Here is an 8,200-nt window from a genome sequence, read left to right as displayed (position 1 = left end):
ATAATTACGAGGCTTATCACAAAGGGTAAAAGAGCATATTTGAGCATTTTAGGGGTTAAAAAATCTTTTATACTAGCAAGGAGTATCTTTTGTTCGTTCATTATAGATTCTCTTCTATTATATTAAACGCTTTTTTTATATCATCTTCACTGATTTTTCCAGATTTGTAAAATAACAGTTTTGAATCTTTAGAGAAGATAAGTATGTTTGAAGCATCATCTTTTAATCCCCACTCTTTTACGAGAACGCTCTTTTTATCTTTGACATATATGGTGTCGGGAAACTCCTTTTGTTTGCTCTTTAGAAGATTTTCTATAACAACATTTGGTTTCCACGTCGCTGCAAGATTAACGATAGCAATATTTCCATAGTTTGTTTTGTCATATTTTTTCTCGTTTAACTTTTTTGAAAAATGCTCGTTTGTATCTTTCTCATCAGGGTCTATGTAAAACATAACATATACCTTATCTTTAATTGTTGATGAGTCCCAAGCAGCGTCATTACCAGCAAGACCTCCGTTTTCTCCTTGAATAGTTACATTTTTTGGAATCTCTTTTATAGTAATCGCCCATACATTTATGGTAAATATAGCTAAAAAGAGCAATAATATTTTTGTTGTCATGTTTTACTCCAAAGTTTTTGGTTTAGTTTTAACTCTTCAACGACACCTATGGCTAGATGCAGAGTCTTTACATACTCCATAGCTATTTTATAATCTAAAAGTGAATGAAAGATAGACGGTTCAAAAAGATCTTTGTTGTAGCTAATAGCCATGTAGATATGTGTGCCGACAAAGGAGATGTGAACTTGCTGCTTTGATTTTTCTTTAAAAGTGAGGAGTTTTTTCATAAGAGAGTTTGACAAAATATACCTCGCTTCTACCTGATTTGTAGAGTAAACGACAAACTCTTTTTCAAATTCAGGGTCATCCATCTTAACTAGTTCCTCTCTAGCGGTATTAATTGACTGCATCCAGTGACCGATAATATCTCCAAAAATGTTTTGCGCACTATCTGGTAAAACTACTGTTTGAGCGTAAAAATGTTTGTTAAAGTCGGCAACGATAAAGAGTCCTTTGAAAATAGTGCTCCAGCTCTCTTGTCTTTTTGAATTTTTCTCTCTTTTTTGTGCGTGTAGATCTGAAAACTCTATATTAACCCCGTCAATACTCCCTTTTACATAATCGTTTCCGCTTATCTTATCTGGGGTTGAGAAAAGTTTTGAGTGCTCAAAAAGATACTCGCCTATATGAGAGTCCATAGAGTAAAGCAGAGTTTTATCAATAGCCTGTACAAGAGGCTTTATAACGCCTGTTTTAAACTCATAAGTATAGTCATGAAGTAAAAATTTATAGATTATCGTGCCGATAACGATATATGCAACTAAGATAAATTCATAGTAGTTTTTTAGAGTAAAGCCAACAAGAAGTAGTAGAGTCGTAAATATGATTCCTACTATGATTATTCTATGTTTAAGATGCTCTCTCTCTTGTTCAAGCTTTTGCAGAGTTGGAAATAGATTTTTATAGTAAAAATCACTAAGAGAGCTTACGCTTTTCATCTTTGATATCTTTAGCGAAAGAGCTCTTTGATATCTATATTTTTGCGTTGGCTACCTACAATAGTAAACACCTGTTTTCTTTTGTAGTTTATCAAAGAAGCCATAAAGTTTGTCGGAAGCATCTCTATCGCATTGTTGTAGTCTGTTACGGCTTGATTGTATGCTCGTCTTGCGGCTGAAATTTGCTCCTCTACTTCATGCAAAGTATGTTGAAGATGCATAACATTTTCATTTGCTTTTAACTCAGGGTAGTTCTCAACCGCCACCATGATAGAGCCTAAAGCAGAGCTTACTTTTGCATCAAGAGCAATCTTTTGCTCATCACTTAGGTTTGGTCTGTTTGCCTCTGCGCGAAGCTTTGTAACCTCCTCAAAAAGCGACTTCTCATGCTCCATATATTTGCTAACTGATGCTACAAGATTTGGGATGAGGTCGTAGCGTTTCTTAAGAGAGGTATCGACACTTGCAAAAATATTTTCAACTTGGTTTTTCTTTGCTACGAGCGAGTTGTACATTAAAATCAGGATAAGGGCAATGAGTATAAGAATTATAAGAGGTATTGACATGTAAAAATCCTTTTTTCGTTTAAAATGTAGTTTATCTAAAAAGAGTTGAGGTTTTGTTTTTGTTTATATAACGGTATTATATAATATGTTATAAAGATACAAAATTATTTTATATGGAAATAAAGATGTTTAAAAAGCTACTCTCAAACAGAAGATACTATGCAAAAGATGATATTAGGGAGGATGAGGAGCAGAAATATTACAGAAGCAGTTTTCATAAAGATTACGACAGAGTAATATTTTGCAACTCCTTTAGAAGACTCTCTAAAAAGACACAGGTTCATCCGCTCTCAAAAAACGACCACGTTCATAACAGACTTACACACAGCTTGGAAGTCGCAAGTGTAGGGCGAAGTCTCGGACTTAGAGCAGGGGAATTTTTAAGCGAAATATACCCCCAAATGAAGATAGACCCTTATGATGTGGCATATATTATCCAGACGGCATGTCTGGCGCATGATATAGGAAATCCGCCTTTTGGACATGCGGGGGAAGAGGTTATAAAGGAGTGGTTTGAGAGTAACAAAGAGAGAACTTTTTTAAAGGAGCTCTCATTGGATGAACGTGAAGATTTTATACATATTGATGGAAATGCTCAAAGCTTTAGAATTGTTAGCCAAATAGAGAACAACCTCTTTAGTGGAGGAATGAGGCTTACTTTTGCAACGCTTGGAGCTTTAGTAAAGTATCCTTACGCATCAAGCAGATGCGAGCATTTAAGCAAATCAAAGTTCAACTTTTTTCAAAGCGAAGCGGAGTTTTTTAAAACTTTGTTTTTAGAACTAGGACTTGTAAAGAAAGACGGTTCGTACAAAAGACATCCGCTTTCATACCTTATGGAAGCCGCCGATGATATCTGTTACGGGCTTTTGGATTTGCAAGATGCGGTTGAGTTAAAAATCATAACGCTAAAAGATACAAAAACTATCTTTACTCTTATCTGCTCAGAAAAAGAGGCCAGTGACATATATGAAGATGGGGGCTACTCCGATATTAAAAAGGTCTCAAGACTTGTTGCTATCTCCATTCATAACTTAGCCGTTCATACCATGAAAGTTTTTGAAGATAACTTTGATGCAATTATGAGTGAAAATCAGCCAAAAGATTTGATAGAACTTTTTACAAAAGAGGAGTATAAAAAAGCCATAAAAGAATCAAAGAGCCTTGCAAGCAGAAAAATATTTAACGAAAAAAGAAAGATAGAACTAGAACTTGGAGCTTACAATATTATAGAGACCCTGCTTGATAACCTCATTCACGCAACTTATGATTTTTACAAAAAAGAGAATGAAGAGAAACTCTCTTTTAGATACAAACGTGCCTTAGAACTTATGGGTGAAGACAGACCGCAAAAAGGAGAGAGCTTATACAATATGTACCAAAGAGTAATAGACTACATAGTTGGCATGACGGACAATCATGCAAAGTATGTTGCTAATCAGCTAAATGGGATGGGAATCTAAAATATTAATATAGAAAATATTTAATATTTAAAGAGTGCTAAAATCGACTGTTACTTCATCTATGCTGCTTTGTGGCAGAAACTCTTTTGCATAGCTGAGATAGAGTTTTGAGTCATAAAAAAACTTAACTAAATCTCTATCTAAATCACCATCTTTTGCCATAAAGCAGAGTATTTTCATAGCTGATGAGAGAGGATTCACTTTTTTATAAGGGCGATCACTTGCGGTTAAGGCTTCAAATATATCGGCAATGGCTAAAATCCGTGCTTCAAAGCTGATTTCATCGCCTTTGAGTCCTAGCGGATACCCTTTTCCATTTATCTTCTCATGATGGCTTCCAGATATTTGTGGGATATTTTTATATTTTTTAGGAAATGGTAGTTTATTTAGAATATCTACGCTTATTTGCGCATGTTCGTTAATGATGTCGCGTTCCCCAGTGGTGAGTGTCCCTTTTTGAACACTTAAGTGATGCGCTTCGTCTAAAGTTAAGAGTTCATAAGTGGTTCCATCAATTACCCATGGATTTTGCGCCATTTCAGTAATCGCTGCGATATCTTCGTCCTTTGTAAACTCTGCTCCCATGTTGCTTATTTCTATGATTTTAAGATTTACCTCTAGGAGCTCTTTTTTTTGCTCATACTCCTCTTTGGTTATCTTATGCTCTAAAAAAGCGATATAGAGTGATTTTTTGATAACCTCAAAACGGCTTTGTACAAGAGCTATGCGATCTGAAATAGCCTCAAGTTTTTTTGCTTTATCCAAAATTTGTTCAGGAGTTGCCAGTTTACCGATATCATGCATAAGAGCTGCAAAGTGAATTTCTCGCATCTCTTCATTGTTAAAAGACTTTTCCTTATAAATAGTTTTATCTGCATTTATCTCATTACAAAGTATTTGGCTTAGTCTAACCATTCTATTTATATGACCTTCTGTAAATGGAGACTTTTTACCAACTGCAAAAATAATACTTTTCAAAAACGCCTCAAGAAGGTCTTCAAGTCCCTGAATAAGCATAGTATTTGTTATGCTGACTGCCGCTTGTGAGGCAAGAGAGAGGGTTATGGAGGCATCATCATCATTAAACGGGATACTCTCTTGAGTAATACCATCTTTTTTGTTGATAAGTTGCAAGACACCGATAACTTCATTTTCATGGTTTTTAAGTGGTATGACAAGCATAGATTTAGATCTATAGTTAGTTCCTGCATCAAACTTTTTTGTCCCCTCAAATGAGAAGCCTTTGGCTTCATACACATCCGGAATATTGACAATCCTATCCTCAAGGGCGCAAGTGGCAGCTACCATCTTTTTGTTTGGTGTTTTATCCTCAAGATAGAGTGGAAGCGGCGGCCAAGTTATGGGATCATTTGTGCCGCCCATTTTTATCCCCAAAGAGTCCGTTTGTACTACTTTAAATCTAAGTGTCTCGCCATCTACAAGATAGAGTGTTCCACCATCTGCTTGAGTTAAGTTTTTTGCCTCTGTTACTATCATATCAAGCAAAATATCAATATTTTCTTCTGCTGAGAGTGCGGTGCCGATTGCTGTAAGCTTCGTGATTGTATCATGCATAGAACTTCTTTTCTCTCTATGTAAAGAGCCGTCTTTTAGATTTATAAATTCATCTCCTATTAAAATATTTTCTTTATTTATACCCATTGCAAAAAGTTCTTCGACTATTTGTTTTGCATAAAAAGGTTTAAGATGGTTAACATAGATATGCAAATTTTTTCGCTCTAGTAGCAGAAGTTCCTCTTTTAAAAGTTTAGGTGTAAGATGTTTACTCTCTTGCGCGACTTTAGCAAAACGGCTAGGAAACGAGACATCAATGATAAGCGCTTTGATAGAGGGCGTTTTATTGATGATTTCCCAAAGTAGAGGATTTTTATATGTATCTGAAGAAAAAAGGAGAGCACTTTGCTCTTTTTTTATGATATATCCGCAACATGCAATTGAATGGTTGGAGAGGATTGGAGTTAGTGTAGTATCATTTTCTATCTCATAAGACTCTCCCTCTTGAATCTCTATATATTCAATTGCAGCTCCCTTGCTATTTAAAAGATGGATATTTGAAAAATCAGGCCAAATTTCTGAGTTAAAAAAATGTTTTTTAAGTGCATATATAGTTTGCGAAAGGCCATAAAGACGCAGTGGTTTTGTACGTTTTGCAAAAAAATTATCTATTAAAAAAGCACTATCTATAATATGATCCAAATGTGAGTGCGTAAAGAAAATACGATCTATGTGTAGAGCATCTTCGCCCAAAGCATGCATGATATTGCCCGCATCTATAAGCGTATGTTTGTTTACCTGGATACATGTCGTAAAAGTATTTGTAGATCTGCTTCCGTGGGAGCCTAACATTTTAATATAGTCCATTTTTTATCCTTTAGAGGTGTGTATAAATACACCGTTAAAATTTTTTGGAGGCATCGCTATATAGTGTTCACACCGCTCTATATATATGTTGTAAATAGCTTTGTTTGTTTTATTGTTCCAGCTCTCAATTTTTGTAAATATTGCAAGTGCTTTTGCAAACTCTGCTTCTTTGTAGAGTTCTATAGCCTTATGATAAAGTGCTAGTTCATGGATAAGTTGCTTCCTTGAGACATCAAAAAGATAATATTCCTGCTCCCTATCATAATCATGAATCTGCCAAATCTCAATAGGTTCGCTCTTGCCTTTAACAGTTACAAGGTCTAAAAAGCGGTAGATATACTTACCCTTTAGCCGCTCTTTTGTAAAGTTGGAGATATTGAGTTTTGAGTTGTAGTATTTGCAGAGTGACTCTAGTCGAGATCCGAGATTGACGGAATCGCCGATAACTGTGTAGTCGCTTCTTCCGCTTGAACCCATCTCTCCGACAATGACGGTACCGCTATTTAAACCTATACCTATATCAATAATGGGCACCCCATTTGCATCAGACATCTGGGCTACACTTGCAAATTCAGGATCATCTCTTAGTGTTTTGTTTAACTCTCTTAAGCTATGAAGTTGCTCTAGTGAAGCCTGAACTGCTTTGTCTGCATGATCTGTAACATTTGTAGGTGCATTCCAATATGCCATAATCGCATCACCTATAAACTTATCTACCGTACCTCCGGTTTTAATTACGATCTCAGTCATTGGATTCATGTAGATATTCATAAAGCGTATAAGTTTTTTAGGGTCTTTGAGTGCTTCAGAGATATTTGTAAAACCACGAACATCAGAGAAAAACACAGTAACCTCTCTCTCTTTTGCCTCTAAAACATTGTCCTCAGATGCAAGAATATCATCCATAACAGCAGGGCTCACTTTACTTGCAAACTTCCCCTTAATCCTCTCTTTTTGTTTGATTTCTAAAAAGTAGTTAATGGCTTGCCCGATTATAAAGATGGAGTTGATTGCAACAAGAGGCAAAATCGTGTTAAAAATAACACCATAACTAAACATGTAAAAGTAGTGAGCCCAAATTAGAATACTATTTAGAGTTACTAGTAAAAGAAATGAGCCAATAGCACTTGGCAGAAGAAGAATCAAAAAGATAAAAAATGCACCAACAACGATGGTTATGATATCTACACCAGAAGCCCAGATTGGTTTTGAGAGAAAAACACCGCTTAAGATATTTTCAAGCGCATTGGCATGGACTTCCACCCCCGGAAAAACAGAGTCAAAAGGGGTGCTTCTAAGATCCAAAAGCCCTGCAGCAGAAGTTCCTAAAAAGACTATTTTTCCCTCTATCTCCGCGGGCTTTACTCTTTTCTCATAAATATCTAGCGCTGAAATATAGCGATAGCTCCCCTGCGCACCTCTGAAGTTGACGTTTAAGCGACCGTAATAGTCTGTCGCAATATTCAACTCCCCCAAAGCGATATGACTCAAGCCATTATCATCATAAAAAAGCTCAATCTTTCTCTTATCTTGGATAATTCGTGCCATCTCAAGGGCAAGTGATGGGTAGATAACACCCTCATACTCCATAACTAATGGAACGCTTCTTACATTGCCGTCACTATCGGGAACTGTGTTAAAGTAACCGCTAGAGTATGCAGCCTCATTAATGGAGTCGATATTTAAGATGGGACGGTAAGGTTTTAACAAGTATGACTTCTCAGGTCTGTTTTTCTCTACTATAATGCCACTTGAGTGAGGGCTTTTATCTGCTGCAATCGTGTCATTTTGCATAGCAAAAACATATCCGATAATAGTAGGAGTTTTAGTAATAGTATGAGCTAAAATCTCGTCATAATCAACCACTCCCTCATGTGCGAGTCCTAGTTTTTGAAGCACTTTTTTAGGAGAGCTGTTGTCTGGTTCGGCAAATACAATATCAAGCCCGATAATGCCAGCTCCATAATCGGAGAGATTTTGTAAAAGAGTGGCAACTTTATCTCTACTCCATGGCCACTGCCCCAAAGAGTTAAGGCTTTTCTCGTCTATATCGACGATGATGATATTTTCATCCCCTTTGATTTCGCCCCTTGCTTTAAACATAAGATCTTTAATCTTGTTTTCAAAAGGCATAAAGAACTCTAGCGAGCGCATGGAGAGTGTTATCATAATGGTGCAAATAAGCACAACTAAAAAGAAGTGTGCTAAATTTTTGGACATTTTAAAAAG

Annotated in this window: 6 protein-coding genes; 1 reads left to right on the top strand and 5 read right to left on the bottom strand. The window is 36.2% G+C overall.

Annotated elements, in window-relative coordinates; all coding sequences use genetic code 11:
* Positions 1-100 precede the first annotated feature (100 nt).
* From M0Q17_RS04230 to M0Q17_RS04220, 3 genes are read right to left on the bottom strand one after another with little or no spacing between them, the layout of a single operon-like run.
* Positions 101-622 carry a YtfJ family protein gene (locus M0Q17_RS04230; protein ID WP_295083633.1) on the bottom strand — a complete coding sequence of 174 codons (522 nt, stop codon included), beginning with the start codon at positions 620-622 and terminating at the stop codon, positions 101-103.
* The gene (locus M0Q17_RS04225; protein WP_295083631.1) at positions 619-1,560 is read right to left on the bottom strand and encodes a DUF3137 domain-containing protein; all 942 of its coding nucleotides are present in this window, start codon (positions 1,558-1,560) and stop codon (positions 619-621) included. The genes M0Q17_RS04230 and M0Q17_RS04225 overlap by 4 nt, the downstream gene beginning before the upstream one ends.
* A gap of 11 nt (positions 1,561-1,571) precedes the next feature.
* On the bottom strand, positions 1,572-2,126 hold the full coding sequence (locus M0Q17_RS04220) for a LemA family protein (RefSeq protein ID WP_295083629.1): 555 nt from the start codon (positions 2,124-2,126) through the stop codon (positions 1,572-1,574).
* A 125-nt stretch (positions 2,127-2,251) separates the two neighbouring features.
* Here M0Q17_RS04220 and M0Q17_RS04215 point away from each other — a divergent pair, with 125 nt between their 5' ends.
* Positions 2,252-3,589, top strand: coding sequence for a deoxyguanosinetriphosphate triphosphohydrolase (locus M0Q17_RS04215; protein WP_295083627.1), 1,338 nt, complete (start codon positions 2,252-2,254; stop codon positions 3,587-3,589).
* 27 nt (positions 3,590-3,616) lie between these two features.
* Here M0Q17_RS04215 and M0Q17_RS04210 read toward each other — a convergent pair whose 3' ends face one another.
* Together M0Q17_RS04210 and M0Q17_RS04205 are read right to left on the bottom strand one after the other, a co-directional pair.
* Positions 3,617-5,971 carry an HD domain-containing phosphohydrolase gene (locus tag M0Q17_RS04210; protein WP_295083625.1) on the bottom strand — a complete coding sequence of 785 codons (2,355 nt, stop codon included), beginning with the start codon at positions 5,969-5,971 and terminating at the stop codon, positions 3,617-3,619.
* 3 nt (positions 5,972-5,974) lie between these two features.
* Positions 5,975-8,191: an adenylate/guanylate cyclase domain-containing protein gene (locus M0Q17_RS04205; protein WP_295083623.1), complete on the bottom strand. Its 2,217-nt coding sequence runs from the start codon at positions 8,189-8,191 to the stop codon at positions 5,975-5,977.
* Positions 8,192-8,200 lie beyond the last annotated feature (9 nt).

This window comes from Sulfurimonas sp., assembly GCF_023229105.1.
Lineage (GTDB): Bacteria > Campylobacterota > Campylobacteria > Campylobacterales > Sulfurimonadaceae > Sulfurimonas.
The sequence above is the reverse complement of the archived record's forward strand: the minus strand, read 5'-3'. Positions and strand labels throughout refer to the sequence as shown.

Coding starts and splice junctions, on each gene's coding strand:
- M0Q17_RS04205 (WP_295083623.1), bottom strand. CDS start 8,191: ATGTCCAAAAATTTAGCACACTTCTTTTTAGTTGTGCTTATTTGCACC.
- M0Q17_RS04215 (WP_295083627.1), top strand. CDS start 2,252: ATGTTTAAAAAGCTACTCTCAAACAGAAGATACTATGCAAAAGATGAT.
- M0Q17_RS04225 (WP_295083631.1), bottom strand. CDS start 1,560: ATGAAAAGCGTAAGCTCTCTTAGTGATTTTTACTATAAAAATCTATTT.
- M0Q17_RS04210 (WP_295083625.1), bottom strand. CDS start 5,971: ATGGACTATATTAAAATGTTAGGCTCCCACGGAAGCAGATCTACAAAT.
- M0Q17_RS04220 (WP_295083629.1), bottom strand. CDS start 2,126: ATGTCAATACCTCTTATAATTCTTATACTCATTGCCCTTATCCTGATT.
- M0Q17_RS04230 (WP_295083633.1), bottom strand. CDS start 622: ATGACAACAAAAATATTATTGCTCTTTTTAGCTATATTTACCATAAAT.